The sequence below is a fragment of the Amycolatopsis lexingtonensis genome, from assembly GCF_014873755.1.
In the GTDB taxonomy this organism is placed as follows: Bacteria; Actinomycetota; Actinomycetes; order Mycobacteriales; family Pseudonocardiaceae; genus Amycolatopsis; species Amycolatopsis lexingtonensis.
Genome location: NZ_JADBEG010000001.1, coordinates 4,732,822 through 4,758,598 on the forward strand (window position 1 = coordinate 4,732,822; position 25,777 = coordinate 4,758,598).

Consider the following 25,777-nt stretch of genomic DNA (forward strand, 5'->3'; position numbering starts at 1 on the left):
TTGCCTACCCCACCGACAGTTTCCGACCGCTTATCGCCATCGACACCATCACCCCGCCCCTTACCGGGCGGTCTCGCTGACGCCCGCGGTCTCCCGCGAGACCTCGCGGCGCTCCTGCGCCGGTACGTCGACGTCGCTGCGCGCGGCCCGGAAGTGCCGGGCGGCGCGGCGGGCGCGGACGGCCCAGGCGCTGCGCCCGGCCTTCCGCAGTTCCTCGGCCCGGTACGCCGCTTCGGCGCGGACCGCGTCGAGCATGAGATCGCTGTGCATCGTGTTCCCCTTTGTCCCCGAGTTCACCGGTTGGTAGCACTCAGGTTCGTCCTGAGGGGGCACCTCAGGCATCGGGTGATCACGCAGCCCTGGTCGTGAAAAGACCCCTTACTCCCGGTCGAGCCCAGCTCGGCGGGGGTAAGGGGTCTTCGTGGACGGCCTCAGCCGTGCGTGTGGCCGCTGGTCCGCACCGCGGCCAGCAGCCCCCGCCACCCCGATGCGGGCAGGCGGAACGCACCACCTTCGGGGTCCTTCGAGTCGCGCACCGCGGCGCCGCCGTCGACGAACGCGACCTCGACGCAGTCGTTGCCGCCCCCGCTGTGGCTGCTCTTGCGCCACCGTGCCCCGGACAGATCTGCTTCCATGGTCCCCACTCCTTACTGTGTCCTCGGTTCCAGATGGTGCACCGGAGCCGGAACGGCAGCCTGCTCGGCGAACCGTCCGGCGGCCTCGGCGATCAGATCCACCGAGTCGTCCGGCTTCAGTGCGGCCGCGCGCAGATGGTCGAACATCAGCCCGTAGCGCCGGACGTCTGTGGGTTCCTCCAGGTAGAGGCCGCTGGAGGTGCTGTCGTCGACGTAGACGACGTCCGGGTCGGCCTGCTCGGGGAAGCCCATGATCAGGAAGGGGCCCTCCATGCCGGGGTGGGCGCCGGCGCCGAACGGCACGACCTGGACGGTCACGTTCGGTTTCTCGGCGACCGCGACCATGCGGTAGAGCTGCTCGGCCATCACTTCGGGGCCGTCGACCACCCGGCGCAGCACGGCCTCGTCCATCACCGCCCAGTACTCCGGCGGCGGGGTCTCCGAGAGCAGTTCCTGGCGCGCCATCCGGGCGGCGACGCGGCGGCGGATCTCGGCGTCCTCGGCGTCCGGTCGCAGGGCGCGGATCACCGCGCGGGCGTACCGCTCGGTCTGCAGCAGCCCGGGCACCAGCAGCGCCTGGAACGCGCGCAACGAACTCGCATCGGCTTCGAGCCCGACGAAGGTGCCGGTGAAGACCTCGTTGTAGGCGTGCCACCAGCCGCGCTTGCGGGCCTCCCTGGCCAGCTGGACGAGCGCTTCCTGCTCGTCGCCGGTGATGCCGTAGAGGGCCAGCATGTCCCGGGCGTCACGCGGGGTGACCCCGACGTGGCCGGTCTCGATGCGGCTGATCTTCGAGGCGGAGCACTCGAGCTTCTCGCCGACCTCGTCGATGGTCAGGTCCGCGGCTTCCCGCAGGCGGCGCAGCTCGCCCGCGAGCCTCCGGCGGCGAACCGTGGGGCTCTGTCCCCTTGCCATCGCGCACCTCCGGATGTCGACGGCGTCGTAGCCGTTCGGTCGCTGCCAGTATCCAACCACGACTGTGGTGCAATAACACCGGCTCTATTCCCACCCGGCCGGCCGTGGCGGAATCTGCAATTTGCAGAATGCTCTTGTATGCTCGCGGCCTGCACTGCCGAGGACGCGCGCGGGGCCCGGCGGTTCCGCCCCCAGCCCCCGCCCGGCCCTGTTGAGCAGCGTAGACGATGGATCCGCGGCGCGCCGCGTGATCGTCGGGAGAAGAGGTCCGGGGCCGTCCCCCGATCGGTCCCGGCCCTCTCCCCCGGCGGACTGCCCTTTTGCGGAGAGGGATATTCCGCCAATTTGTCGCCCGTAGGGGTGATTTCCGGGCCGCGTTCAGAGGACGCGCAGGAGTCCTTCTTGGACGACCGTCGCGATGAGCGTGCCGTCCTCGGCGAAGAACCGGCCCGTGGCGAGACCGCGGGCGCCGGACGCCGTCGGCGAAGCGCTGTCGTAGAGGAACCACTCGTCGGCGCGGAACGGCCGGTGGAACCACAGGGCGTGGTCGAGGCTCGCGCCGAGCACCTTGTCGGTGTCCCAGTAGACGCCGTGGCGCGCGAGCACCGAGTCCAGCAGCGTCATGTCCGAGGCGTAGGTGAGCACGCAGACGTGCAGCAGCTCGTCCTCGGGCAGCTTCCCGTCGGCGCGCATCCACACCTGGTTGCGCGCGGGCCGCTCCCCGGTTTCGCGGGTGATCCACGGCGGCTCGTTGACGTAGCGGACGTCGATCGGCCGCGGCCGGCTGTGCGCGCCGATCGCGTAGCCCTCGGCACGTTCCATCAGCGTCGGCAGCGTTTCCGGTGCGGGGATGCCTTCGGGCATCGTCTCGGCGTGCTCGATGCCCGGCTCGTCCTTCTGGAACGACGCCGAGAGCGAGAAGATCGCCTTGCCGTGCTGGACCGCGACGACCCGGCGCGTGGTGAACGACCGGCCGTCCCGGATCCGGTCGACCTCGTAGACGATCGGCACGCTCGGGTCGCCGCCGCGGATGAAGTACGCGTGCAGCGAGTGCACCCGGCGTTCCTCGGGGACCGTGCGCCCGGCCGCGACCAGCGCCTGGCCGGCGACCTGCCCGCCGAACACCCGCACCGGCGAGTGGGCGGGCGAGACGCCGCGGAAGATGTTCTCTTCGATCTTTTCGAGGTCGAGCAGGGCGACCAGGCGATCGAGCACGGGCTGGCCGCCACCGGGCTTGTCCAGTTCAGTGGCGGCCGTCCTGGCCATTTCAGTCATGGCTGGAGCCTAAGGGCATACCGGGCGGTCGGTCCCTCAAGCGTGGTCGTCTTCACCGAGCCGGTGCACGCGGATCAGGTTGGTCGAGCCGACGGTGCCGGGCGGGGAACCGGCCACGATGACGACCAGGTCGCCCTTCTGGTACTTGCCCATCTCGAGCATCGCGTGGTCGACCTGCTGGATCATCTGGTCGGTCGAGTCGACCTTCGGCACGATCCGGGTCGTGGTGCCCCAGGTCATCGCGAGCTGGCTGCGGACCTCTTCCTCGGGCGTGAACGCCAGCAGCGGCAGCCGGGTGTGCAGCCGCGCCAGGCGGCGCACGGTGTCACCGGACTGCGTGAAGGCGACCAGGGCCTTCGCGTTGAGCCGCTCGCCGATGTCGCGGGCGGCGTAGGAGATCACGCCGCGCTTGGTGCGCGGGACGTGCGAGAGCGGCGGGACGACCGGCGAGTCGGTCTCGACCGCCTCGATGATCCGGCCCATCGTCTCGACGACCTCGATCGCGTACCGGCCGACCGAGGTCTCGCCGGACAGCATCAGCGCGTCGGCGCCGTCGAGCACCGCGTTCGCGACGTCGGAGGCCTCGGCGCGGGTCGGCCGGGAGTTGTTGATCATCGACTCGAGCATCTGCGTCGCGACGATGACCGGCTTCGCGTTCTCGCGGCAGATCTGGATGGCGCGCTTCTGAACCAGCGGGACCTGCTCCAGCGGCAGCTCGACGCCCAGGTCACCGCGGGCGACCATGACCGCGTCGAAGGCCAGCACGATGGCCTCGAGGTTGTAGACGGCCTCGGGCTTCTCGATCTTGGCGACGACCGGCAGCCTGCCCTTGCCCATCCGGTCCATCACCTGGTGGACCAGGTCGATGTCGGCGGGCGAGCGCACGAACGACAGCGCGATGAAGTCGACGCCCAGCTCGAGCGCGAACTCGAGGTCCTCGATGTCCTTGTCGGACAGCGCCGGTACGGAGACGTCCATGCCCGGCAGCGAGACGCCCTTGTTGTTGCTGACCGGGCCGCCTTCGGTGACCTCGCAGACGACGTCCGGGCCCTCGACGCCCTTGACCACCAGGCCGACCTTGCCGTCGTCGACCAGCAGCCGGTCACCCGGCTTGGCGTCCCGGGCGAGGCCCTTGTAGGTGGTCGAGACCCGGTCGTGGGTCCCGGCGACGTCCTCGACGGTGATCCGCACGACGTCGCCGTTGTGCCACTCGACCGGCCCGCCGGCGAACGTGCCGAGGCGGATCTTCGGCCCCTGCAGGTCGGCGAGGATGCCGACCGCCCGGCCACTCTCCGCGGCCGCGGCCCGGATCAGGTCGTAGACCTGCTTGTGGTCGCTGTGGCTGCCGTGGCTGAAGTTCATCCTGGCCACGTCCATGCCCGCATCCACGAGCGCCCGCATCTTCTCCGGCGTAGCGGTAGCGGGGCCCAAGGTACAAACGATCTTCGCGCGTCGGCTCACGTCTGCACAGCGTAGTCCCTCTTCGCGCGTTCGTCTGTACCGATCCCGAAAAGTTCAGAAAAACTGTTCAGAAACCCGTCCCGTCCAGCTGGTCAACGGCGGGGTTGCTCGCTGGGGCCGATCCGGTCACGGGCCCACTCGTTGAACTCGCGCAGCTGCCGCCAGGCCTTTTTCACCCGATCGAGCGCCCCCCGCTCGTGCAGGACGTCGTCCGGTTCCCAGGCCCGCACCGCGTACACCGAGCGGTAGCGCAGCAGCTCGAGCCGCGGGTGGTCGGCGTCGAAGCCGCGCGGTTTCGACTTCAGCCGGTCGCCGCGGATCTCCCAGCCCGACTTCTCGAGCTTGGCGAGGATCTTCTCGAGCGCTTCGCCGTGCAACTCGGTGTCGACGGCCTTCCGGAACCGGGCGAGCTGGTCGGCGGCCAGGTGGAAGCAGCCGCCGCCGACGCGCAGGCCCTCGGGGCCGACCTCGACGTAGTAGGCACCGCCGCCGCGGCCCTGCTCGATCACCGCGCCGCAGTGGGTCTTGTAGGGCGTCTTGTCCTTGGCGAACCGGACGTCCCGGTAGGGGCGGAACACCTTGGGCTCGCCGAAGCCGTCCGAGAACTCCGGGGCGAGCTCGGCGAGCAGCGCTTCCATGGGGGCGCGGACGTCGGACTTGTAGGTCTCGACGTGGTCGTCCCAGTAGGGCTTCGAGTTGTCTTCCACCAGGCCGTCGTAGAAGTCGACGGCGTACTCGCCGAATCCGCTGAACTTCACGTCGGCGACAGTAAACGGGGGCACCGACAAGTTCCGCCGGTGCCCCCGTGCGCGCTACTTCGCGACGGCCGTGATCAGCTCGCCGTCGGTGGTGTCACCGGACAGTTCCCAGAACATCGCGCCGCCGAGCCCCTGCGCCTTGGCGTAGGAGACCTTGCCGGCGATGGTCGACGGGGTGTCGTAGCTCCACCAGTCGCTCCCGCACTTCGCGTAGGCGGTGCCGGCGACCGTGCCGGTCGAGGGGCACGAAGACTTCAGCACCTTGTAGTCCTCGATGCCCTGCTCGTACTTGCCGGGTGCCGGGCCGGTCGCGGTGCCGCCCGGGGCGTCCTGCGTGACGCCGGTCCAGCCGCGGCCGTAGAAGCCGATGCCCAGCAGCAGCTTGTCCGACGGGACGCCCTTGCCCTTGAGCTTCTGGATCGCGGCGTCGGAGTAGAAGCCGGCGGTCGGGATGCCGTCGTAGCTGTTGAGAGGCGAATGCGGAGCGGTCGGGCCCTGCGCGGCCCACGCGCCGAAGTAGTCGTAGGTCATCACGTTGTACCAGTCGACGTACTGCGCGGCGCCGCCGTAGTCGGCCGCGTCGATCTTGCCGCCGTCGGTGCCGTCCGCGGTGATCGCGGAGGTGACCAGCTGCGAACCGAACTTGGCACGCAGGGCACCCATCAGGTTCTTGTACGCCGCCGCGCCGCTGGTGTCGCAGCTCAGGCCGCAGGCGTTGGGGTACTCCCAGTCGATGTCGATGCCGTCGAAGACCCCCGCCCAGCGCGGATCGTTGACCAGGTTGTAGCAGGAGTCCGCGAATGCGGCGGGGTTCTGCGCCGCCTGCCCGAAGCCGCCGGACCAGGTCCAGCCGCCGAACGACCAGATCACCTTGAGGCCCGGGTGCATGGCCTTGAGCTTCTTCAGCTGGTTGAAGCTGCCGGCGAGCGGCTGGTCCCAGGTGTCGGCGATGCCGTCCACGCTGCCCGCGGCATCGTAGGTCTTCTGGTAGTCGGCGTAGGCGTCGCCGATCGCGCAGCCGCCGTTCGTCACGTTGCCGAAGGCGTAGTTGATGTGCGTCAGCTTGCTCGCCGACCCCGACGTCTCGATGTTCTTGACGTGGTAGTTGCGGTCGTAGACACCCCACTCGGTGAAGTAGCCGACGACCTTGCCGACGGACGCCTGGGCGGTCTCGGTGGCGGCGGTGGCCACCGGGGCGGCCGCGGCCCCCGCGACCAGGCCCGCGACGGCGGCCACCGTCAGCAGCGCCGAGAAGCTCTTCCTGCGGGACATGCGTTCTCCCTCCGGAGAATTACTCACGGCTGCGTTGCCGGAGTGGTGAGGACCACACCACCGTAAGTGGACTAGACCATTAGGTCAATGGTTCAGACCAAGTCCTTCCGCCGTGCATGCCTTGACAGGAATATGCCGAGCGGAGCACATTCCGGGGGTGATGCAGACCTTCGAGGTGCTGGCCGAACCCCGCCGCCGCACGATCCTGGACCTCCTCCGCGACGGCGAGCGCTCGGTCGGCGAACTGGTCGACGAGCTTTCCCTCAGCCAGCCCGCGGTGTCCAAGCACCTGCGGGTGCTGCGGGAGGCCGGCCTGGTGACGGTCCGGGTGGCGGCGCAGCGGAGGTGCTACGCGCTGAGGCCGGAGCCCCTTGCGGAAGTCGACGCGTGGCTGGCGCCGTACCGGCGGTTCTGGGGTGAGCGTCTTGATGCGCTGGAACGCCGGCTGGACGAGACGGACCCGAGCTGACCGGCTCCCTACCGCTTCCTGTCCTTGCCCGTGGCCGCCTTGCGTCCGGTTCCGGCCTTTCCGCCCGGCCTTTCTGCAGGCGTTCGCCACGCCTTCCGAACGCCCCGCACGCCACGCCCGACCTTCGCCAGCCACCCCAGGACCGCGAGCACCACGGCACCGAGACCGCCGGCGAACCAGATGATCTGCTTCCCCGCTCCTCGGACGTCCCGCCCTGAGGCGGACCCGGCCGGCACGGCCGACGGGCTCGGCTCGCGCACTTCGGCGACCGACAGGTAGGTCAGGGTTTGCGCCACGCCATCACCGGCGGTGGCAGTCGAGTCACTCCCGGCACCGACGACAGCCGGCTGAAGCTCCAGGCGCAGCCGGCGCGAGCCGGCCGTGCTTGCGGTGACGGACCAGCTCCAGTTCAGCAGACCGGCCGGGTTGAAGGATCGTGGAGTCCACAGCGGGGGGTCGACCGACATCGAATCGTCGCCGACGAGCCGCGCACTGAGCACGCATTTGACGTCCAGCGAAGCTCCCATGAGATCGAGGCCGGGAATCACCTGTTCCGGCGGCAACGGGTGATCCCTGACGTCGACGGCGGCGAGATAAACCCCGGGAACGCTTTTCTCGAGGTCGAGCTTCCGCGGATAGTCGACCTGCGCGATTCGCCAATGCTCGACGCTGTGCCGGCATTCTTCGATGAAAGCTTCCAGGGGCAGCGGGTCGGTCGGCTGACCGGAACCGGGCGGCGTCGGCGCAGGGGCCTGCACGGACAGCGTCGGCGGAGAGCCGTACCCGGTCTGCGGCGGTATTACCGTTGTCGGCGCTCTGACTGGCGGTGCCCCAATGACAGCCGGTGCCGAACCGGCGGAATGGATCACCAGCGGTAGGAGGCCGATCGTCAGTGCGACGCCCAGCCAAATAGCCGGCCAGATGGCGCGCGGCCGGCGAGGAGGTGGCGGATTTCGGTATTCGCTGCTCACTGGGCTTCACCCCGTCTGCTCGATTACCTCACAGACTCGCGAGCGGGATCGTCTCCGTTACGGCAGGCAACCGGGTTCACCGAATGGACGGACCGGCAACCGGAATTCACGACTCGGCCGGGCAAGCAGGCGAAAAGTCATCCGCGCTATTGCGGCTCGAAAGAGATACCCGCGGCCGTCGCGCGGCGCTCGCCCCACTCGTACAACGCCTGCAGTGCCGGGCGGAGCTCCTCCCCCACCTCCGTCAGGTGGTACTCGACGTGCGGCACCTTGCCGCCGAGCTCCACGCGGCGCACGATCCCGTCCGCCGCCAGCTCGCGCAGCTGCTGGGTCAGCATCTTCTCGCTCACCCCGGGCATTCGCCGTCGCAGCTCGCCGTAGCGGTGCGCGCCCTCCTTGAGGTGCGCCAGGATCACCGGCTTCCACTTGCCGCCGATCAGGTCGACCGCCAGCTCCACCGCGCAGTGGTACCGCTTCATCCCGCTCTCCCCTACGCACCGGAAAGTACGTGCTTGCCCGGCCGGACGCGCCCTGGTTGCCTGACCGGGTGATCGTGCCAGAAACCCCGCCGACTCCCACCCTCTACGACTGGGCGGGCGGCCGCGAAGCTCTCGTGCGCCTGCTGACGATCTTCTACCGCCACGTCCTCGAAGACCCGCTGCTCGAACCCGTCTTCCGCGGCATGGACCCGCACCACGCCGAGCACGTCGCGGTCTGGCTCGGCGAGGTCTTCGGCGGGCCGGCCGACTACTCCGGCAGCCACGGCGGGCACGCCCACATGATCGGCCGCCACCTCGGGCGCGGCATCACCGAAGAGCAGCGCCGCCGGTGGGTGAGCCTGCTGCTCGACGCCGCCGACGAGGCGGAGCTGCCCGGCGACCCCGAGTTCCGCGCCGCCTTCGCCGGCTACCTCGAGTGGGGCAGCAGGCTGGCCGTCATCTTCTCGGCCCCCGGCGCCCAGCCCGACCTGCACGAACCGGTCCCGCGCTGGGACTGGCCGAGGCCGCCCTGGCAGCCGCCAGCGCCCTAGCCGCATAGTGAGGGCAGTCGAAAAGGAGGCTGCCTTTGATCCGGGTGGACGGCCGGACCCTGCGCTGCGCGGACGTCGTGACGGCGGCGCGCACCGAGGGCCCGCTGGGCATCGACGTCTCGATCGCCGCGCAGCGCGCGGCCGAGCACGCGTGGAAGCTCGCGGAAGACCTGAGCACGCGCCGCGTGGTCTACGGCCGGACCACCGGCGTCGGGGCCAACAAGGACGACACCGTCGAGAGCTCGCGGGAACACGGGCTGCGCCTGCTGCGCAGCCACGCGGGCGGCAGCGGTGACGTGCTGCCACCCGGGCAGGTCCGGGCGATGATGCTGATCCGGCTGAACCAGCTGCTCTCCGGGCGGTCCGGGATCAGCCCCGAGCTGATCGGCGCGCTGGCCGAAGCGGTCCGCACCGGCGCGCTGCCGCTGGTGCACCGGCTCGGCGCGATCGGCACCGGCGACCTCGCGCCCCTGGCCGAGACCGCGCTGGCGCTCACCGGTGAACGGCCCTGGGTGACCGGGCACGTGCCGCCGGTCCCGGTGCACGCCGGCGACGCGCTGGCGTTCATGAGCAGCAACGCCGCGACGCTCGCCGAGGCCACCCTCGCCGCGATGCGGCTGGACGCGCTGACCCGGGCGAGCCACGCCGTCGCGGCGCTGACGTACGTCGCGCTCGACGGCAACCCCGAGGCCTACGCGACGCCGGTGCACGAAGCGCGCCCGCACGCGGGGCAGGTCGCCTGCGCCGCGGAAATGCGGCGGCTGCTGGGCATGCACCAGACGCCGAAGCCGGGGCGCCGGATCCAGGACCCGTTCGGGCTGCGGGCTTTTCCGCAGGTCCAGGGCCCGGCGCTGGACGCGATCCACTACCTGCGGGACGTCCTCGCCGTCGAGATCAACGCGAGCACCGAGAACCCGATGATCTCCACGGTGCACGGCGACGCCTACCACCACGCGCACTTCCACACGGCGTACGTGTCGACGGCGCTGGACCAGGCCCGCGCGACCGTGCACCAGGTGGCGGAGCTTTCGGTGGCGCGGCTGGGCGACCTGGTGGAGCCGGAGTTCACCGGGCTGCGGCCGTTCCTCGCGGCGGGCCCGGCGGGCAGCTCGGGCGTGATGATCCTCGAGTACGTGGCGCACGACGCGCTGACCGAGCTGCGGCAGGCGGCGCTCCCGGCGACGCTCGGCACGGCCGTGGTGTCCCGCGGCATCGAGGACCACGCGAGCTTCTCGACGCAGGCGGCCCGCGCGGCGACCGCGGCGTGCGCGGCCTACCAGCAGGTGCTCGCCTGCGAGCTGGTGGCGGCGGTCCGGGCGCTGCGGATGCGCGAGGCGGACCTGGTGGACCTGCCGGTGCGCGACGCCTTCGAGATGGCGTCCGAGGTGCTGGACGAGAGCGTCGACGACCGGCCGCTCACCGACGACATCGCCGCGGCGGTCGGCGTCCTGGACCGGCTGGCCCGGATCTAGCGTGAACCCGGATCGCCTGTTCCGCCAACAACGGGGCAGATGGCCTCACTACAGGCAGGCGGTTCATGACTTCACCAGGTGAAGCCGGGGACGACGCGGACGTCATCACCGCGTCGCTCCGGCACCCCGAGCGGTTCGCGGCGGTCTTCGACCGCCACGCCCCGCACATCCATCGCTACCTCGCCCGGCGGCTCGGCGGCCAGGTCGCCGACGACCTGCTGGGCGAGACGTTCTTGATCGCCTTCGGCGGGCGCGGCCGCTACGACGCCGCGTTCCGCAGCGCGCGGCCGTGGCTCTACGGCATCGCCACCAACCTCGTCGGCCAGCGCCGCCGGGCGGAAGCCCGCGAGTACCGGCTGCGAGCCAGTCTCGGGCCACCCGACGAGGAGGTCTCCCACGCGGACCGGGTCGCCGAGCGGGTGACGGCGCAGGCGATGAACGCACGGCTGGCCGGGGCCCTGGCCGGACTGGCTCGCGGAGACCGCGACGTGCTGCTGCTGATCGCCTGGGAAGGCCTGGCCTACGAGGAGGTCGCGGCGGCGCTGGGGATCCCGGTCGGCACCGTCCGGTCGCGCCTGAACCGGGCTCGCAGGAAAGTCCGCGCGGAACTCGCGCCCGCCGAGGAGGTCTCGAACCATGGATGAGATGCAGCTGCTGCGCGACTTCGCCGGACCGGCGCAGCTCCCGGCGCGCGACGACCTGGCCCGTGCCCGGGCGGAGTTGGCCGCCGCCACGGCGCGACGGCCGGCCCGGCGCTGGGTGTGGGGCTCGGTCGCCGCGGCCGGGCTCGCCGCAGCCGCCACCGCCGTCTTCACGCTCACCCCGACCACCCCGACCGCGCCACCGGCCCCGCGCGCGGCCGACGGCCCCGTGGACATCCTGTACCGGGCCGCCGCGGCGGCCCGTGCCCTGCCGGACGTCGAGCCGCGGCCGGACCAGTTCCTCTACACCAGGACGCGGCTCGCGGACGGCCGGGAGAACGAGTTCTGGGCGTCGGCGGACGGAACCCGCGACGGGTTCGAGGTCCTCTTCGGCCACGAAACGGAGATCGCGGGCTGCCGCGACGGGAAGCGCGTGCAGAAGGAAGGCCGCGGGCGAACGGTGACCAGCCGGTGCGAGCCGCGTCCGGCCGCCCACCCGGACCTGCCGACGGACGCCGACGCCATGCTCGCCTACCTGCACAAGAGCACGTACGGCGAGGGCGACACCCTGCACGACCTCGGCACCGAGGTCGTGGACCTGGCCGGCGGCTACCTGCGGCCGGCGGCGCGGGCCGCGCTCTACGAGGCGATGGCGAAGGTGCCCGGGCTGGTCGCCCGCACCGACGCGAAGGACGCCGCGGGCCGGCCGGTCCTCGGCATCACCTGGAACAGCACGACCGAGCACGGCATCGGCAACCAGGACGAGTTCCTGTTCGACCCGGTCACCTTCACCTACGTCGGCTCCGGGACGACCGGCGCGGTGGTGAGCCAGGGCATCGTCGACGAAGTGCGGCAGCGCCCCTGAAAAGCCGTGAAGGCCTCCTTACCGGCTTTTATGACCGGTAAGGAGGCCTTCACGGACAACGAACTCAGCCGAAGAAGACTTCGGCTTCCTGGTAGCGCTCGACCGGGACGGTCTTCAGCTCGGCCGTCGCCTCGGACAGCTTCACGCGGACGATGTCCGTGCCCTTGAGGGCGACCATGACGCCGAAGTCGCCGTCGGCCACGGCGTCCACCGCGTGCAGGCCGAATCGGGTCGCCAGGACGCGGTCGTACGCCGTCGGGGTGCCGCCGCGCTGGACGTGGCCCAGGACCACCGCGCGGGACTCCTTGCCGGTGCGGCGGGCGATCTCGTCGGCCAGCCAGGTGCCGATGCCGCCGAGGCGGACGTGCCCGAAGGCGTCCTTCTCGCCGGTGAGCAGCTTCTCCTCGCCGCCCTCGGGCAGCGCGCCCTCGGCGACGACGATGATCGGCGCGAACTCCTTCTCGAAGCGGCGCTCGACCCAGGAGACGACCTGGTCGAGGTTGAACTGCCGCTCCGGCACCAGGATGACGCTCGCGCCGCCGGCCAGGCCGGAGTGCAGCGCGATCCAGCCGGCGTGGCGGCCCATGACCTCGACGACGAGGGCGCGGTGGTGCGACTCGGCGGTGGTGTGCAGCCGGTCGATCGCCTCGGTCGCGATGGAGACCGCGGTGTCGAAGCCGAAGGTGTAGTCGGTGGCGCCCAGGTCGTTGTCGATGGTCTTGGGCACGCCCACGACGCCGACGCCGTCGTCGGTCAGCCGCTTCGCGACGCCGAGGGTGTCCTCGCCGCCGATCGCGATCAGCGCGTCGACGCCCTGGTCGGCCAGGACCTGCTTGATCTTGTCGACGCCGCCCTCGACCTTGTACGGGTTGGTGCGCGAGGACCGCAGGATGGTGCCACCGCGGGTCAGGATGTCCTCGACATCGTTGAGGCCGAGCGGACGGCTGTCCCCGGTGAGCGGGCCGTTCCAGCCGTTGCGGAAGCCCACGAAGTCCCAGCCGTGCACCTCGATGCCCTTACGCACCACGGCGCGGATCACCGCGTTGAGCCCCGGGCAGTCGCCACCGCCGGTCAGCACACCGACACGCATGAGAAGCCTCCGTCTGTTATCTGGAGATGGCAGTCACATTTCGTCGCTCGCCAGAGTAGCGGCTCCCGTCTTGATCGGTGCAGCCCGTACCACCTGCCGAATCGGTCCACGACCGGCCTGTGCTACGTTGGCGCCGTGCAGCGCTATTTCTGGTTTACGAAGCCGGCCCCGGGTGGGCGCGGCGGCGTGAACCTGCGCTGACCTCCACCCCGAGCCGGATCTCCAACCGGCTCGGCGAGTCCCCCGCGGGTCGGTGTCCACCAGGAAGGAACACCCCCCGCCATGACGCTCTCCGCCGGCCCCGCCACCATCGGTGACCTCGATGCCGCGCGCACCACGTCGATCAGTCCGCTCATTTCGCCCGCTCTGCTGCGCGAAGACCATCCGGTCGACGCCGCCGTGGCCAAGGTCGTGCAGGACGGGCGCGCCGAGACGGTCGACATCCTCGAGGGCCGCGACGATCGCCTCCTCGTCGTCGTCGGCCCGTGCTCGGTGCACGACCCCGAAGCGGCCCTCGACTACGCCCGCCGGCTGGCCGCGAAGGCCGAGGAGCTGCGCGGCGAGCTGCACGTCGTGATGCGCGTGTACTTCGAGAAGCCGCGCACGACGCTGGGCTGGAAGGGCCTGATCAACGACCCGGACCTGGACGGCACGTTCGCCGTCAACAAGGGCCTGCGGATGGCGCGGAAGCTGCTGCTCGACGTGTCCGCGCTGGGCCTGCCGGTCGGCTGCGAATTCCTCGACCCGATCACCCCGCAGTTCATCGCCGACATCGTGACGTGGGGCTCGATCGGCGCGCGCACGGCGGCGAGCCAGGTGCACCGCCAGCTGTGCAGCGCGCTGTCGATGCCGGTGGGCATCAAGAACTCCACCGAGGGCGACGTCCAGGTGGCGATCGACGCGACCCGCGCGGCGGCCGCGAGCCACGTGTTCCCCGGCATCAACACCGACGGCCTCGCGGCGCTGCTGACGACGTCCGGCAACCCGGACTGCCACGTGATCCTGCGCGGCCACAACGCCGGCCCGAACTACGACGCGGCGACGGTCGCGGACACGCTCGCGCGGCTGGCGAAGTCGGACCTGCCGGAGCGGGTGATCATCGACGCTTCGCACGGCAACAGCGGCAAGGACCACGTCCGCCAGGGCGCGGTGGTGCGCGAGCTGGCGTCCCGGATCGCGGCCGGCGAGCGCGGGATCTCGGGCCTGATGCTGGAGAGCTTCCTGGCCGGCGGCCGGCAGGACCTCGCGCTGGGGCACGCCGACGAGCTGGTGTACGGCCAGTCGATCACCGACGCCTGCCTGGCGTGGGACGACACGGCCCCGCTGCTGGACGAGCTGGCCGAGGCGGTCCGGGCGCGCCGCTGACCCGGCGCGGGCTCAGCGGCGGGGGAAGTACTCCTCGATGATCTCCCACCGCGCCAGGTTGTGCTTCGCGTCCGCCAAGGCGTCGTGCTGGTCGGTGGGGGCCGCCGGGAGCTTCGGCTTCCCGGCGTCCTCCCACCGCTGGCGCAGGTCCCTCGTGAAGCGCGGCAGCTGGCGGGGCAACGCCGGCATCGGGCCCCACAGCTGGGCCAGCGCGACGTGGTCGTACGCCGCGAACCAGGCCCACAGCTCGATGCCGCCCGGGGGCTTGCCGAAGAACTCCAGCAGGTCGGTGCGGATCTTCTCGCGGCTGCGCCACGCCCGGTCGGCCGGGGACGGGAGCTTGTCGAGGACGTTGTCCCGGACCCACGGCCCGGCCTTGGCGGGGTCGAACTCCGTCGAGACCGCGTAGAACTCGCGGCCCCGCTCGTCGACGACACCGATGGACACCAGGTCGATCGTCACGCCGTCTTCGATGAACTCGGTGTCGTAGAAAAAACGCACTGGTGAACAGTAGTCAGCTGACCTTGGAGTCCGGCACCCGGGCCGCGTCGCGGGAAGCAGGCTGGGCAGGCACCTTCGGCTTGACTCCGGCGGCCTCGGCGGCCAGCAGCTCCTTGGCCTTCGCCGCGTAGATGTCGACGTACTCCTGGCCGGACAGCTCCATCAGCGCGTACATGATCTCGTCGGTGATGGACCGCTCGATGAAGCGGTCGCCCGCGAGGCCTTCGTAGCGCGAGAAGTCCAGCGGCTTGCCGAAGCGGACCTCGAGGCGGCGGGGCCACCACATCTTGGAGCCGATCGGGTTGACCTTGTCCGTGCCGATCATCGCCACCGGGACGACCACGCCGCCGGACTCCAGGGCGATCCGGGCGACGCCGGTCTTGCCCTTGTACAGGCGGCCGTCCGGGGAGCGGGTGCCCTCGGGGTAGATGCCGAGCAGGTGGCCGGCCTTGACCAGGCGGGTGGCCGTGTCGAGCGCGGCCTGGGCGGCGTTGCCGCCGGAGCGGTCGATCGGGAACTGGCCGACGCCGGTGAAGAACCACTTCTTGAGCAGGCCCTTGAACCCGGGCTCGGTGAAGTACTCGGACTTGGCCGGGAAGGTGACCTTGCGCTTGACCCGCAGCGGCATGAAGAACGAGTCCGCGACCGCCAGGTGGTTGCCGGCGAGGATCGCGCCGCCGGTCTCGGGGATGTTCTCCGCGCCGACGACCTTGGTCGGCCACAGCGTCTTGAGCAGCGGTCCGATGAATACCCACTTCATGAGCCAGTACAGCACCGGTGCCTCAGTCCTCCATCGCAGCTCAGCCCCATTCACCCGCGCGGGACAGCCTACGAACCCCGGTGGCCGCCGCACAACGGAGACCACCCGGTTACCGGCGGGCAGCGACCGATCTCACAGCGAATTCCGGGTCCGGGCGGAGCCCCACAACGCCCGCGAGCCGTGAGAGCATGGACGGATCCACCGCTCACACGGAAGGCGATCGCATGGGCGTGCTCGCCGGCGCGGAACCGTTCGGCCACACCGGTTCGGCCGATACCGGGTTCCTGCTCTGCCACGGGTTCACCGGTACCCCGGCGAGCATGCGGGCCTGGGGTGACCACCTGGCCGGCGCCGGGTTCACCGTGCGCTGCCCGCTCCTGCCCGGCCACGGCACCCGCTGGCCGGACCTCAACCGCACGACGTGGGAAGACTGGTACGGCACGGTCCGCGAAGCGCTCCTCGAGCTGCTCTCGACGTGCAAGACGGTCTTCGTCGGCGGCCTCTCCATGGGCGGCACGCTCACCCTGCGCCTCGCCGAGGAGTTCGGCGACCGGATCGCCGGGATCGTCCTGGTCAACCCGTCGGTGACGCGGCTGAAGTGGGACACGCGGCTGCTGCCGGTGCTGGGCCGGATCGTGCCGTCGGTGCCGGCGATCGCGAACGACATCAAGAAGCCGGGCGAGACCGAGCTGGCCTACCCGCGGACCCCGGTGCGCGCCGCCGCGAGCCTGGCGAAGCTGTGGGCCGTCGTGCGCGCGGACCTGGGCAAGGTCACGCAGCCGGTGCTGCTGCTGCACTCGTCGGTCGACCACGTCGTCGAGCCGGTGAATTCGCAGTTGGTGCTCGACGGCGTCTCGAGCACCGACGTCACCGAGGTCGTGCTGGAGAACAGCTACCACGTGGCGACGCAGGACAACGACGCCGAGGTGATTTTTTCGCGTAGCGTCGAGTTCGCGAAGGCGCACGCCGCACAGCCGGAGGAGACCGCATGAGCCGCGGGAAGGACGGGCCGGAGGACGTCGACGCGACGTTCGCCGAGATCGTCGCCGACCTGCGGGCCGACGGCTTCGGGCTCCCCGAAGACGACACCGCCGACGCCCCCGAGTCGAAGCAGGCCGGCACGGCGACCGAGCAGCGCAAGACGCCGGAACGGCCCGCCGAGCCGCCGGCCGCGGACCCCTCCCCGCCCGAGCCCGGCTGGCGCTCCGGGGGCACGTCGTGGGACACCACGATCTTCTCCGACGATCCCGCGGACGACGATGAGCACTACGTCCCGCCGGAGCCGCCACCGCTGCCGCGGCCGAAGATGGGCGCGTTCCTCATCCTGCTGCTGTTCCTGGCCGGGCTGTTCCTGCTGATCCTGCCCGGCGCGATCGGCGTCGGCCAGACCGTGGCGACCCCGCTCGGCATCCTCGCGCTCGCGACGGCGATCGCGCTCCTGCTGCTCCGCGTCCGGCAGGGACCGCCGCCCGGCGCCGATCCCAGCAACGGCGCCCAGGTCTGACGCGTCAGGGCGATGCGCATCGATTTCAGCCCTTCGCGGCGATCGACCGTCGGCGCGGAGTGGGAACTCGGCCTGGTCGACCGCCGCAGCGGCGAGCTGTCCTCGGTCGCGGAGCGGATCCTCGAGGCCGTCCGCCCCGACGGCGCCGCCGAGCACCCGAAGATCAAGCAGGAGCTGCTGCTCAACACCATCGAGATCATCACCGGCGTCTGCGAAACGATCGCCGAGGTCAAGGCCGACCTGAACGAGTCCCTCGACGTCGTGCACGGCGTCGCCGACCCGCTCGGCGTGGAGATGTTCTCGGCCGGGACGCACCCGTTTTCGAACTGGTACCAGCAGAAGGTCACCGACAAGGAGCGCTACGCCAAGCTGATCGACCGGACCCAGTGGTGGGGCCGCCAGATGCTGATCTACGGCGTCCACGTGCACGTCGGGGTCGACCACCGCGAGAAGGTCCTGCCGATCCTCGACGCGCTGCTCAACTACGCGCCGCACCTGCAGGCGCTGTCGGCGTCGTCGCCGTACTGGGGCGCCGAGGACACCGGGTACGCGTCGAACCGGGCGCTGATGTTCCAGCAGCTGCCGACGGCCGGGCTGCCGTTCCAGTTCCGGAAGTGGGCGGAGCTGGAGAACTACGTCGACGACATGTTCACCACCGGCGTGATCGACCACTTTTCGGAGATCCGCTGGGACATCCGGCCGGCCCCGCACCTGGGCACGATCGAGATGCGCGTCTGCGACGGGCTGCCGACGCTGCTGGAGGTCGGCGCGATCGCGGCGCTGACGCAGTGCCTGGTCGACGACTTCAGCCAGCGCCTCGACGACGGCGAGATCCTGCCGACGCTGCCGCCGTGGCACGTCCAGGAGAACAAGTGGCGCGCGGCCCGCTACGGCACCGACGCGATCGTCATCCTGGACTCGGCCGGGCGCGAACGGCTGGTCACCGACGACATCACCGACCTGCTCGACCGCCTGGAGCCGGTGGCGCGGCGGCTCGGCTGCGCCGCGGAGCTGCGGGACGTCGAGACGATCCTGGAGCACGGGCCGAGTTACCGGCGGCAGCGGGCGGTCGCGGAGCGGCACAAGGGCAGCCTCAAGGCCGTGATGGCGTCGCTCGTTTCCGAGATGCGCGACGGGATCGCGAAGGACTAGAGCCGGTCCAGCCGGGTGCGCAGGGTGCCCGGGCCGAGGATCGCCGCGCCGAGGGCTTCGACGCGCCCCTTCAGCTCGCGGTCCGCGGTCGCGACCAGGATCCGGGCTTCGGCCAGCTTCGCGACGACCTCGACGATCTTCGAGTCGCCGTCGGTGTCCGCCGCCACGACCGCCACGCCGGGCACGCCCGTGACGTGCTTGGCCTTGCCTTCGACGACCAGGACGATCCGCGGCCACCAGGTCACGGCGGCGTCGTCCGGGTCGGTCAGGCCGGCTTCGGCGAGGCGGGCGAGCTGGTCGCGCAGCCGCTCGGCGGCGCCGTGCCGGTCGCGCCACCAGCCGTCCGGCCGCGAGCCCACGACGTTGGCCCCGTCGACGACCAGGACGAGCTCCCGCCCGACGCGCGCGGCCAGGTCCGGCCAAGCGGCGGCGAAATCGCGGTGCAGGGGGTAACCGGGGACGTCTTCGGGATCCACCCAGCGCACCTCCGCGCTCTCGGTGTTGGCGACCCGCGCCTCGGCGCCTTCGGCAAGCGCGAGCACGGTGGTGTAGCTCCAGTCCCCGTGGTCGACGACGGAGGCGGAGACGGTCCGGAAGGCTTCGGCGGGCACGGAGGCCTCTTCGAAGGCTTCGCGGGCGGCCGCGGTGAGGGCGGTTTCGCCGGCCTCGATGGCCCCGCCGGGCAACGCCCAGGTGCGGCCGTGGTGCACCCACCAGGCCCGGCGCTGCAGCAGAACCCCGCGCGCGGGGTCGACGAGCAGCAGCCCGGCGGCGCCGTACCGGCCCCAGTGCAGGTGCCCGCAGGAACACTTGACGAAGACGCTCGCGGACGGCGGACTCACCCGGCCAGCCTGTCACACTCTGCGGCGTGACCCGGTTCGATCAGCTCAAGCCCACGTTCTGGGACCGCGGTCCCGGGGAGCCGCTGTCCCGCCGCGAGTTCACCCACGCCGGCCGCGAGCTGGGCGTCCGGCTGCCGATCGAGCTGGGCGAACTGCTGGGCCTGCGCAACGGCGGAACAGTGGCTGCCTCGTTCGACGCCTTCCCGACGAGCGCGCCGACGTCGTACAGCGCGACGCACGTGCCGTTCGACGAGCTGCTCGGCGTCGGCGGCCGGTTGTCCATCCTGGACTCGCCGTACCTGAGCGCGGAGTGGGACCTGCCTCGCGAGGTGGTGGTGCTGTCCGGGGACGGGCACACGTGGGTGGCGCTGGACTACCGGCGGTCTTCGGAGCCGTCGGTGACGTGGTTCGACGCGGAGCTGGAGTCGGAGCTGGCCTTGGCGCCGACGTTCCGGGCGTTCGCCGAGGGACTGGTGCCGTCGGCGAGCTTCCCGGAGGAGTGAGCGACGGTTCCGGGGCCACGAGCGTCGCGAATGACTCATTCGGGACGCTGGAGGTCGCGAATGACTCATTCGCGACCTTGGCGACCGGCAAGCTACCCGGGCACCCGAACGTCCTGAATGACTCATTCAGGTCTTCAGGCGTCCTGAATGACTCATTCAAGACACCGGCCGCCCGGTCAGACCGGGGTCTTCGCCGCCTCCAGGGCCAGCGCCGCCGCGCCCACGATCGCCGTGTCGTCGCCCAGGTGGGCTGTCCGGATCCGCGCCAACGGCCGGTACCGAGCGCCCGTGATCGCGCCCGCGTAGTGCTCCCGGGCCTCGTCCAAGAACAACGGCGCCGACTCCGACACTCCCCCGCCGATCACGATGATCTCCGGGTCGAACACGTCCGCCACCAGCGCCAAACCTTCACCCAGCCACTTGGCCAGCTCCGCCATCGCCAGCTGGGCGATCGGATCACCGTCACGAGCCGCGCCGGCCACTCGCCGTCCCGTTACCGAGCCCGGGTCGCCCGCGACCTGCGGGGCCAGCACCGTCGAACGGCCCGGGTGCCGCGCGAGCAGCTCCACCGCCGTCGTCGCGAGGGCCGTTCCGCTGCAGTAGCGCTCCCAGCAGCCGTACTTGCCGCACGGACACGGCCGGCCGCCGCGGACCACCGTCAGGTGGCCCAGCTCGGGCGCCACGCCGTACGCGCCGCGGAACAGCTTGCCGTCCAGGAGCAGGCCCGCGCCGATGCCCGTGCCCAGTGCCACCAGCGCCGCCACGTGGGCGCCGCGGGCCGCGCCGAAGCGGTGCTCGCCCACCATCGCCGCGTTGACGTCGTGTTCCAGCAGTACCGGCAGGCCGACGCGCTTCTCGATCCGGTCGGCGACCGGCGCGCCGCGCCAGGCCAGGTGCGGTGCGAACATCACCGACCGGCGGTCGCGGGCCACGAACCCGGCCACGGCCAGGCCGACCCCGGCCACGTCGTGGCGGTTGCGCAGGTCCTCGACGACGCCCGCGATGGCGTCCTCGAGGGCGCCTTCCTCGCTCGGCGTCCCGACGCGTGCCGTGTCGAGCAGGGAGCCGCGCTCGTCGACCACGCCGGCCCGGACGCTCGTCCCGCCGACGTCCACCCCTATCGTCCGCACTCAGTTCTCCCACTCGTCACGCCTGCGGACGGCGATGTGCTGGACCCGCACCGACACCGAGGCATCCGCCGGGGGCCGCGGCGCGGGCCGGAACCCGGGCATGTGCACGCCCTCGTCCGGTTCCCAGCGGTCCGCGAGCACCGCCCGGAGCAACGCCACGAGCTGCGCCAGCTGTTCCAGCAGCCGGGCCGCGAACTCGGGACGCTCACCCCGCACCACCGCGACGATCGCACACAGCGGGCACCAGCCGCACGCCGAGCCGTCCGGTTTCGCCTGGTCAGGGTCACCGTGCCCGGCGGCGACGACGCCCTCCAGCCACGGCGCGGCCTTCTCCACGACCATCTCGACCAGCAGGCGGATCTCCTCCGCGAGCCGCGGCCCGTCCGTGGGTTCCTCTTCGCTCACCCGCGTCCCCGGTTCCCGGCCAGGTTCACGACCAGGCCGTCGGCATCGGATTCCGCGCCGGTGATCCGGCACGGCCGCAGCGACTCCGGCAGGGCGATGAGCCTGCGGAAGCCGTCCACGGTGATCGCCAGGTCGTCGTCGACGCGGGCGAGGTCGACCTCGGTGTCCCGCGTCAGCGGGATCGCGATGCGCAGGGTGTACCCGTCCGGCGCCGGCCGCACGCGCAGCAATGGGGTGACCGGCGTGCCATCACCCGCCAGGGGGTCGCCGTCGCGGTAGAGCTCCGCGGCGATCTCCAGCAGCGCGGGCAGCCCCACCGGTTCGACGGCGCGGTGCTCGACGCGGGACACCCGCTCGAACCCGGCGCCGGACAGCTCGGCGAGCACGGCGTCCTGCTGGGTACGGCGGGTGCGCAGCCAGGACGCGGCGCCCCCGCGCCAGAAGCCGGGCGCGGGCATCAGGCGGTTGGCGATCAGGCCGTCGACGGCGATGCCGCGCAGCGCCAGGGAGCTGAGCGTGCGCCGCGCCTCCGCGACGACGACCCGCTCCGGGGTCAGCACCAGCCGGACCGTGGTCACCGACGGCTCGGTGAGCAGCGCGCGCAGGCCGTCGAGGTGGACGCCGAGCCGGCGCACGGAGTCGGTGACGCGCCGGCCGAACACGCGCGTCAGGTAGCCCGAGACGGCTTCCGGGAGGGCGAGCAGCCGCAGCGTCTCGGCCGTCGGCCCGCAGTCGACGACGATGGTCTCCCACGGCCCCTCTTCGGCGAGCCGGCGGACCTCGGTGAGGGCGAGCAGTTCGTCGACGCCGGGCAGCACGGTGAGTTCTTCGGCGTCCAAGGTGTCGAGTCCGGCGCCGGCCAGCGCGGCCTGCAGCTCGGCCCGGAGCCGGTGCCAGGTCGTGTCCACCAGGGTCCGCGAGTCGATCTGCACGGCCGAAAGCAGCGCGTCCACTTCGGACGGTTCGGCGCCCAGGGTGTGGCCGAAGGCGTCGCCGAGCGAGTGCGCCGGGTCGGTGGACACGACGAGGGTCTTCCTGCCGCGGGCGGCCAGGGCGGCGCCGGTGGCGGCGGCCAGCGTCGTCTTCCCGACACCCCCCTTGCCGGTGAACAGCAGGATCCGCACGTGGCTACCCCTCGGCCCGCTTCTTGAGCTCCTTCAGCGCGGTGTCCATGACCATCTTCTCGGCCTTGCGGCGCAGCAGCCCGATCATCGGGAGCGCCAGCTCGACCGACAGCGTGTAGGTGACCCGCGTCCGGCCGCCCAGGTCCTCGAGCGCGTACCGGCCGTTCTGCGCCTTCTGCATCTGGCCCTTGACCAGGTGCCAGCTGACGCCGAGGCCGTCACCGTCCCAGTCGTACTCGAGGGTGTAGACGTCCTTGATCGGGCCCGCGTCCAGGGTCAGCTTGACCTGCTTGGCCCGGCCACCGGCGTCGGTGCCGAGTACCTCGGTCTGCCGGACGGCCTTGGCCCATTCCGGGTAGGCGGGGAAGTCGGCGATCACGGCCATCACCCGGCTGGGCTCGGCGTCGACCTCGATGGACTGTGTGGACTGCTCGGCCATGGGACGAAGCGTAGCCGCCGCGGTCGGTCACCAGCGCAGCACGTACGGCTGCCCGGTCTCCTTGAAGTGACCCACGTTACGGCACTCGGTCAGGCCGACCCGGACGCGCGAAGACAGCGGCTGGTGCACGTGCCCGAACACCGACCAGCGCGGCCGCTGCTCCCGGATCAGCTCCAGCAGCGCCGTGGAGCCGATTTCGTTGCGGCGCGCGACGACGTCGTAGGTCAGCTCCGGCAGGGCGGGCGGCCCGTGCGTGCAGAGGACGTCGACGTCGGCGAGCGCGGCGACGCTCTTGTCGTAGTCCTCGCGATCCCGCAGGTAGGGGCGCCAGGCGGCGCCCTTGCGGCGGCGCGGGACGACGCCGTCGGGCAGCAGCGCGCCGCCGACGAACCCGAACCGCAGGCCGCCGATCTCGGCCACCTCGCCGTCGAGGACGTGGATGCCCGCGCCGGTGAACTCGGGCCACAGCGACGGGGTGTCGACGTTGCCGGGGGTGGCGTAGGTGGGCGCGGTCATCGCCGCGAACAGCGCCGCGTACTGCTCGCGGATGGCCTCGTCGACCGCGCCGGCCGGGTCGTCGAGGCTCGCCCAGAGCGTCCGGGAGAAGGCAACGGTTTCGTCACGGGTGCCTTCGCGACGCAGGCGCGCGAACTCCCCGACCTTCTCGGCGCCGAACAGCGCGCCCATGATGCCCTTGTCGTGGTCGCGGTAGTCGACGAAGTCCAGCAGGTCACCGAGCACGACCAGCGCGTCGGCCCCGTCCCCCGCCCGCTTCAGCGCGTCCGCGTTGCCGTGCACGTCCGAGACGACGTGTACCCGCACCCCTGGTCCCTTCAGTCTTCGCCGCGCGGAGGCACTCCGGGCTCGCGCCCGTCCTCCAGGATCTCCTTGAGCCCGAGCGCGATCGCCTTGGCCGCGCGGGCCCGCCGGTCGAACTCCCGGCGCAGGTCGCGCGGCGCCAGCGCACGGGGCGCGCCCGCCGCGTCGGCGGGGGTCGCCCGCAGGAAGTAGTGCAGCAGAGTGCCGTCGAGCACCGGCTCGAGCCAGACTTCCATCGTACCGACGAGCGCGCCCTGAACGGTCCAGCGCAGGCCCTTGTCCCCCCGGTCGGTGTAGACCTCCAGGACCAGGTCCGGCCAGTAGCGCGTCCAGGACCGGGAGTCGGCGAAGACGGCGGCCACGGTGGACGGCGGAACGGCGAGGAACGTCTCGTCGACGATGTCGAGTGAGGGTGGCGCGTTCACGTGCGAAGAATGTCACGCCCTCGCCGTGCGGCGGCGATCAGCATGGTCTTAAGGTGCTCACCACGCTAAGTTGACTGGCGGGTAACAGCGGTGTCGCCTGCCGCACGCGTTGAACACGGAGGTCCACGTGCGCGAATACAGCGCTCCCGCCGGCAAGCCGGTGGCCGACGACGAGAACATGTCCGATGTCGTCTGGGCGAACGCCGAGCGGTTCTCCGACGTGGTGAGCTTCCGCCGCCAGGTCGAGGGCAGCTGGCTGGACGTGACCGCCAAGGAGTTCGCCGCCCAGGTGCTGGCGGTCGCCAAGGGCATGGCCAAGGCCGGGATCGGCCGCGGCGACCGCGTCGCGATCATGTCGAAGACCCGCTACGAGTGGACGCTGATCGACTTCGCGATCTGGGCGGCCGGCGCGGTCACCGTCCCGATCTACGACACGTCCTCGCCCGAACAGGTGTACTGGATCCTCTCCGACTCGGCCGCCAAGGGCGTGTTCGTCGAGACCGACGGCCACGCCGGCGCGGTCGGGGAAATCCGGGACCGGCTCACCGAGCTGGACCACACGTGGCAGATCGAGGGCGACTCCCCCGCCGTCGAGGAGCTGGCCGCGCTGGGCGCTTCGCTGTCCGACGACGAGCTGCACGAGCGCCGCCGCGAGGTGAGCGCGGACGAGCTCGCCACGATCGTCTACACCTCGGGCACCACCGGCCGCCCCAAGGGCGTCGAGCTGACCCACCGCAACCTGCTGGCCGAGATCCGCGCCGACATCGAGGCGTTCCCGCAGCTGATGGAGCAGGGCAACTCGCTGCTGTGCTTCCTGCCGCTGGCGCACGTGCTGGCCCGCGCGATCGCGGTGACCGCGCTCACCGCCCGCGTCACCCTCGGGCACACGCCGGACGTCAAGAACCTAGTCGCCGACCTGGGCACGTTCCGGCCGACGTTCGTGGTCGCGGTGCCGCGCGTGTTCGAGAAGGTCTACAACTCGGCGAAGCAGAAGGCCCACAGCGAGGGCAAGGGCAAGATCTTCGACGCCGCCGAAGCGGTCGCGGTCGAGTACAGCCAGGCGCAGGACACGGGCGGCGCCGGGCTCGGCCTCAAGCTGAAGCACCTGGTGTTCGACAAGCTCGTCTACGGCAAGCTGCGCGCGGCCCTCGGCGGCCGCTGCGTCGCGGCGGTGTCCGGCGGCGCCCCGCTCGGCGCGCGGCTGGCGCACTTCTTCCGCGGCATCGGCGTCCCGGTGTTCGAGGGCTACGGCCTGACCGAGACGTCCGCGGCGGCGAACGTCAACACCCAGACGGCGTTCCGCGTCGGCACGGTCGGCAAGCCGGTCAACGGCACGTCGGTCCGCATCGCCGACGACGGCGAGGTCATGCTCAAGGGCGACGTCGTGTTCCGGGCGTACTACAACAACCCGGAGGCGACGAAGGAAGCGCTCACCGACGGCTGGTTCCACACCGGCGACCTCGGCGAGCTCGACTCCGACGGCTTCCTGAAGATCACCGGCCGCAAGAAGGAGATCATCGTGACGGCGGGCGGCAAGAACGTCGCCCCGTCCGGTCTCGAGGACACGATCAAGGCGGCCCCGCTGGTCAGCCAGGCCATGGTGGTCGGCGACCAGCGCCCGTTCATCGCGGCGCTGGTCACGGTCGACGAGGAGTACTTCCCGGCGTGGAAGTCCCAGCACGGCAAGCCCGCCGCGGCCACGGTCGCCGAGCTGGCCACCGACGCCGACCTGCTCGCCGAGATCCAGGCGGCGGTGGACGAGGCGAACAAGCAGGTGTCCAAGGCCGAGGCGATCAAGAAGTTCACGGTGCTGGCCAACGACTTCACCGAGCAGGGCGGCGAGATCACGCCGAGCCTGAAGCTTAAGCGCAACGTGGTCTCGAAGAACTACGCCAACGCCATCGAAGGCCTGTACAAGAAGTAAAAGCCGTGAATGCCACATTGAGGGACTTAG

The 25,777-nt window shown here is 71.3% G+C and carries 30 protein-coding genes; 11 read left to right on the forward strand and 19 right to left on the reverse strand.

Features of this window, described 5'->3' with window-relative positions; all coding sequences use genetic code 11:
* Window positions 1-60 precede the first annotated feature (60 nt).
* The 7 genes from H4696_RS21010 to H4696_RS21040 form a co-directional block, all read right to left on the reverse strand.
* Complete coding sequence (locus H4696_RS21010) at window positions 61-270, reverse strand: hypothetical protein (RefSeq protein WP_086856871.1); 210 nt, start codon at window positions 268-270, stop codon at window positions 61-63.
* Between the two features lie 161 nt (window positions 271-431).
* Window positions 432-635 (reverse strand): DUF397 domain-containing protein, encoded by a 204-nt coding sequence (locus tag H4696_RS21015; RefSeq protein ID WP_086856870.1) that lies wholly within the window; start codon window positions 633-635, stop codon window positions 432-434.
* Between the two features lie 12 nt (window positions 636-647).
* Window positions 648-1,550: a helix-turn-helix domain-containing protein gene (locus H4696_RS21020; RefSeq protein ID WP_086856869.1), complete on the reverse strand. Its 903-nt coding sequence runs from the start codon at window positions 1,548-1,550 to the stop codon at window positions 648-650.
* A 378-nt stretch (window positions 1,551-1,928) separates the two neighbouring features.
* Complete coding sequence (tesB, locus tag H4696_RS21025) at window positions 1,929-2,825, reverse strand: acyl-CoA thioesterase II (protein WP_086856868.1); 897 nt, start codon at window positions 2,823-2,825, stop codon at window positions 1,929-1,931.
* A gap of 36 nt (window positions 2,826-2,861) precedes the next feature.
* Window positions 2,862-4,286, reverse strand: a complete 1,425-nt coding sequence (gene pyk, locus H4696_RS21030) for a pyruvate kinase (protein WP_086856867.1) — start codon at window positions 4,284-4,286, stop codon at window positions 2,862-2,864.
* Window positions 4,287-4,378: 92 nt separating this feature from the next.
* On the reverse strand, window positions 4,379-5,044 hold the full coding sequence (locus H4696_RS21035; protein WP_086856866.1) for a DUF2461 domain-containing protein: 666 nt from the start codon (window positions 5,042-5,044) through the stop codon (window positions 4,379-4,381).
* A gap of 54 nt (window positions 5,045-5,098) precedes the next feature.
* Window positions 5,099-6,316 (reverse strand): glycoside hydrolase family 18 protein, encoded by a 1,218-nt coding sequence (locus H4696_RS21040; RefSeq protein ID WP_086856865.1) that lies wholly within the window; start codon window positions 6,314-6,316, stop codon window positions 5,099-5,101.
* A gap of 157 nt (window positions 6,317-6,473) precedes the next feature.
* Here H4696_RS21040 and H4696_RS21045 point away from each other — a divergent pair, with 157 nt between their 5' ends.
* Window positions 6,474-6,785, forward strand: a complete 312-nt coding sequence (locus H4696_RS21045; RefSeq protein ID WP_086856864.1) for a metalloregulator ArsR/SmtB family transcription factor — start codon at window positions 6,474-6,476, stop codon at window positions 6,783-6,785.
* Between the two features lie 8 nt (window positions 6,786-6,793).
* Here H4696_RS21045 and H4696_RS21050 read toward each other — a convergent pair whose 3' ends face one another.
* Window positions 6,794-7,756: a hypothetical protein gene (locus tag H4696_RS21050; RefSeq protein ID WP_143264944.1), complete on the reverse strand. Its 963-nt coding sequence runs from the start codon at window positions 7,754-7,756 to the stop codon at window positions 6,794-6,796.
* 146 nt (window positions 7,757-7,902) lie between these two features.
* Window positions 7,903-8,235, reverse strand: a complete 333-nt coding sequence (locus H4696_RS21055; RefSeq protein ID WP_086856862.1) for a winged helix-turn-helix transcriptional regulator — start codon at window positions 8,233-8,235, stop codon at window positions 7,903-7,905.
* 68 nt (window positions 8,236-8,303) lie between these two features.
* Here H4696_RS21055 and H4696_RS21060 point away from each other — a divergent pair, with 68 nt between their 5' ends.
* The 4 genes from H4696_RS21060 (at window position 8,304) to H4696_RS21075 (ending at window position 11,764) form a co-directional block, all read left to right on the forward strand.
* Window positions 8,304-8,786, forward strand: a complete 483-nt coding sequence (locus H4696_RS21060) for a group II truncated hemoglobin (RefSeq protein ID WP_086856861.1) — start codon at window positions 8,304-8,306, stop codon at window positions 8,784-8,786.
* Window positions 8,787-8,821: 35 nt separating this feature from the next.
* Window positions 8,822-10,258: an aromatic amino acid ammonia-lyase gene (locus H4696_RS21065; protein ID WP_086856860.1), complete on the forward strand. Its 1,437-nt coding sequence runs from the start codon at window positions 8,822-8,824 to the stop codon at window positions 10,256-10,258.
* Window positions 10,259-10,323: 65 nt separating this feature from the next.
* Entirely contained in the window at window positions 10,324-10,902 is a 579-nt protein-coding gene (locus H4696_RS21070) for an RNA polymerase sigma factor (RefSeq protein ID WP_086856859.1), read from the forward strand.
* A complete protein-coding gene (locus H4696_RS21075) occupies window positions 10,895-11,764 on the forward strand; it encodes a CU044_5270 family protein (RefSeq protein ID WP_086856858.1) in 870 nt (289 codons plus the stop codon). Before H4696_RS21070 ends, H4696_RS21075 begins: the two co-directional genes overlap by 8 nt.
* Before the next feature lie 64 nt (window positions 11,765-11,828).
* On the opposite strand, the gene H4696_RS21080 is transcribed toward H4696_RS21075, so the two are convergent.
* The gene (locus tag H4696_RS21080) at window positions 11,829-12,854 is read right to left on the reverse strand and encodes a 6-phosphofructokinase (RefSeq protein ID WP_086856857.1); all 1,026 of its coding nucleotides are present in this window, start codon (window positions 12,852-12,854) and stop codon (window positions 11,829-11,831) included.
* A 282-nt stretch (window positions 12,855-13,136) separates the two neighbouring features.
* Here H4696_RS21080 and H4696_RS21085 point away from each other — a divergent pair, with 282 nt between their 5' ends.
* Window positions 13,137-14,219, forward strand: a complete 1,083-nt coding sequence (locus H4696_RS21085) for a 3-deoxy-7-phosphoheptulonate synthase (RefSeq protein WP_086856856.1) — start codon at window positions 13,137-13,139, stop codon at window positions 14,217-14,219.
* 12 nt (window positions 14,220-14,231) lie between these two features.
* On the opposite strand, the gene H4696_RS21090 is transcribed toward H4696_RS21085, so the two are convergent.
* Both H4696_RS21090 and H4696_RS21095 read right to left on the reverse strand, forming a co-directional pair.
* Window positions 14,232-14,720 (reverse strand): polyadenylate-specific 3'-exoribonuclease AS, encoded by a 489-nt coding sequence (locus tag H4696_RS21090; RefSeq protein ID WP_086856855.1) that lies wholly within the window; start codon window positions 14,718-14,720, stop codon window positions 14,232-14,234.
* Between the two features lie 13 nt (window positions 14,721-14,733).
* A complete protein-coding gene (locus H4696_RS21095; protein WP_086856854.1) occupies window positions 14,734-15,495 on the reverse strand; it encodes a lysophospholipid acyltransferase family protein in 762 nt (253 codons plus the stop codon).
* 209 nt (window positions 15,496-15,704) lie between these two features.
* Between H4696_RS21095 and H4696_RS21100 the strand changes: the two genes are divergently transcribed.
* From H4696_RS21100 to H4696_RS21110, 3 genes are read left to right on the forward strand one after another with little or no spacing between them, the layout of a single operon-like run.
* Window positions 15,705-16,472, forward strand: a complete 768-nt coding sequence (locus tag H4696_RS21100) for an alpha/beta hydrolase (RefSeq protein ID WP_086856853.1) — start codon at window positions 15,705-15,707, stop codon at window positions 16,470-16,472.
* Complete coding sequence (locus H4696_RS21105) at window positions 16,469-16,984, forward strand: hypothetical protein (protein ID WP_086856852.1); 516 nt, start codon at window positions 16,469-16,471, stop codon at window positions 16,982-16,984. The genes H4696_RS21100 and H4696_RS21105 overlap by 4 nt, the downstream gene beginning before the upstream one ends.
* Window positions 16,985-16,996: 12 nt before the next feature.
* Window positions 16,997-18,136: a glutamate--cysteine ligase gene (locus tag H4696_RS21110; protein ID WP_086856851.1), complete on the forward strand. Its 1,140-nt coding sequence runs from the start codon at window positions 16,997-16,999 to the stop codon at window positions 18,134-18,136.
* Here the strand turns inward: H4696_RS21110 and H4696_RS21115 are convergent.
* Window positions 18,133-18,978, reverse strand: a complete 846-nt coding sequence (locus tag H4696_RS21115) for an NUDIX domain-containing protein (protein WP_086856850.1) — start codon at window positions 18,976-18,978, stop codon at window positions 18,133-18,135. The genes H4696_RS21110 and H4696_RS21115 overlap by 4 nt on opposite strands.
* A gap of 26 nt (window positions 18,979-19,004) precedes the next feature.
* Between H4696_RS21115 and H4696_RS21120 the strand changes: the two genes are divergently transcribed.
* Window positions 19,005-19,481: an SMI1/KNR4 family protein gene (locus H4696_RS21120; RefSeq protein ID WP_192782453.1), complete on the forward strand. Its 477-nt coding sequence runs from the start codon at window positions 19,005-19,007 to the stop codon at window positions 19,479-19,481.
* A gap of 176 nt (window positions 19,482-19,657) precedes the next feature.
* Here H4696_RS21120 and H4696_RS21125 read toward each other — a convergent pair whose 3' ends face one another.
* Genes H4696_RS21125 through H4696_RS21150 form a run of 6 tightly spaced genes read right to left on the reverse strand, consistent with a single transcriptional unit; the run spans window position 19,658 to window position 23,823 of the window.
* On the reverse strand, window positions 19,658-20,596 hold the full coding sequence (locus H4696_RS21125) for an ROK family protein (RefSeq protein ID WP_086856848.1): 939 nt from the start codon (window positions 20,594-20,596) through the stop codon (window positions 19,658-19,660).
* Between the two features lie 15 nt (window positions 20,597-20,611).
* Complete coding sequence (locus H4696_RS21130) at window positions 20,612-21,016, reverse strand: hypothetical protein (RefSeq protein WP_086856847.1); 405 nt, start codon at window positions 21,014-21,016, stop codon at window positions 20,612-20,614.
* Window positions 21,013-22,140, reverse strand: a complete 1,128-nt coding sequence (locus H4696_RS21135) for an ArsA family ATPase (RefSeq protein WP_086856846.1) — start codon at window positions 22,138-22,140, stop codon at window positions 21,013-21,015. Before H4696_RS21135 ends, H4696_RS21130 begins: the two co-directional genes overlap by 4 nt.
* A gap of 4 nt (window positions 22,141-22,144) precedes the next feature.
* Entirely contained in the window at window positions 22,145-22,579 is a 435-nt protein-coding gene (locus H4696_RS21140) for an SRPBCC family protein (RefSeq protein ID WP_086856845.1), read from the reverse strand.
* A 27-nt stretch (window positions 22,580-22,606) separates the two neighbouring features.
* On the reverse strand, window positions 22,607-23,401 hold the full coding sequence (locus H4696_RS21145; RefSeq protein ID WP_086856844.1) for a metallophosphoesterase family protein: 795 nt from the start codon (window positions 23,399-23,401) through the stop codon (window positions 22,607-22,609).
* 11 nt (window positions 23,402-23,412) lie between these two features.
* On the reverse strand, window positions 23,413-23,823 hold the full coding sequence (locus H4696_RS21150) for a polyketide cyclase / dehydrase and lipid transport (protein WP_086856843.1): 411 nt from the start codon (window positions 23,821-23,823) through the stop codon (window positions 23,413-23,415).
* Between the two features lie 127 nt (window positions 23,824-23,950).
* On the opposite strand from H4696_RS21150, the gene H4696_RS21155 reads away from it, so the two are divergent.
* Window positions 23,951-25,747: an AMP-dependent synthetase/ligase gene (locus tag H4696_RS21155; RefSeq protein WP_086856842.1), complete on the forward strand. Its 1,797-nt coding sequence runs from the start codon at window positions 23,951-23,953 to the stop codon at window positions 25,745-25,747.
* The last annotated feature ends 30 nt before the right edge of the window (window positions 25,748-25,777 follow it).